Here is a 1187-nt window from a genome sequence, read left to right as displayed (position 1 = left end):
CACCTATGCCACGGCCGCCCCCGCACCGGCGGCAGGGGCAGTCTGCGCCGCCGGTGCGGGGGCGGCCGTGGCATAGGTGATACCGGTCGCCGCCAGGGCTGCGGCGGCCGCGACGCCCGCGGTGATCGCGGAGGATCGGGTCATGACCATGTCGCTTTGCTCCTTCTAGAGAGGCTGGCTTTGACGGCCGACGTGTGATTGAACGTACTAACAGCCACCAGAGCTGTCATATCGGGCGTATCGGAAGGAGCGCGCCGGGGAGCCGATCGGGGTATTCCAGGCCACCCGTACGTGTTTCCTCAGTGACTGACAGCGCGTCAAACTTGCGCAGCTTCAGATAGATTGACGGTGATTAGTCCTTCAAGGTGATCCTCTGACACCTGCTCACCCATGCGGCAGAGTGTTGCCTGGAACTGCCGGGCGCGATGAGCCCAGGCACACCAAGGCAGGCAGGTCGCAGAGGCGGATCTGGAAGCGGGGCGCTCTGCGCGAGGAATACCGTCGTCCGGCCAGGTGCGGGCACTGCTGGGCCGCGACCCGGGCGTGCTCGACGCAGACCGTCGACCGCTGTCCAAGCCAACCGCCCATCTGCCACGCATTCGCCGGCCGGGTCGGGCGGGCGCCTGTGTGAGACGCCCGCCGAACAACGCGGCATCCACGGACAGCGGTTTTCCGTCACGCTGCGGGCAGACGGCGCTTGAACGGTCGGTCCATGTGGCTGATCGCCTCCCGCTGGGTGTCGTGCACGACGTGCGTGTACACATCCATCGTGATGCTGATCCGGCTGTGCCCGAGGATCTCCCTGATGACCCGCGGCGCGACGCCGGCCGCCTTCAGCAGCGTGGCGCAGCCGTGCCGCGCGTCGTGCAGCCGGACCACCCGCAGCCCCGCATCGGCTGCGACCCGCGTGAACGACCGGTAGACGTCACGCGGCTCCACCGGTCGGCCGTTCCGCGTGGCGAAGACGTAGCCGCTCTCCGACCAGGCGACGCCTGTGCGCACGAACGCCTCCCGCCGCCGCAGCCGGTGCCGGCGCAGCGGCGCGATGCACAGCGCGGGCATCGGTACTACGCGGCTGCGGCGGCTCTTGGGGTCGTCGTCGTACAAGGACGCCCTTGCGGGTGGCGCCTGTCGGCTCGTCCACGGCCGTCGGGGGCGCAGCCGGTTGGGCGGCGGGCGGGCCGGTC

Annotated in this window: 2 protein-coding genes; both read right to left on the bottom strand. The window is 69.8% G+C overall.

Going from position 1 to position 1187, the window contains the following annotated elements:
• Positions 1–3: 3 nt before the first annotated feature.
• Positions 4–150 (bottom strand): hypothetical protein, encoded by a 147-nt coding sequence (locus C1I97_RS40475; RefSeq protein ID WP_181447102.1) that lies wholly within the window; start codon positions 148–150, stop codon positions 4–6.
• A gap of 525 nt (positions 151–675) precedes the next feature.
• A partial coding sequence (locus tag C1I97_RS37535; protein ID WP_258382936.1) for a tyrosine-type recombinase/integrase occupies positions 676–1187 on the bottom strand: 512 nt, incomplete at its 5' end.

It is taken from the genome of Streptomyces sp. NTH33, assembly GCF_003236365.1.
Taxonomy (GTDB): domain Bacteria; phylum Actinomycetota; class Actinomycetes; order Streptomycetales; family Streptomycetaceae; genus Streptomyces.
This window is presented reverse-complemented; position numbering and strand designations above follow the sequence as displayed.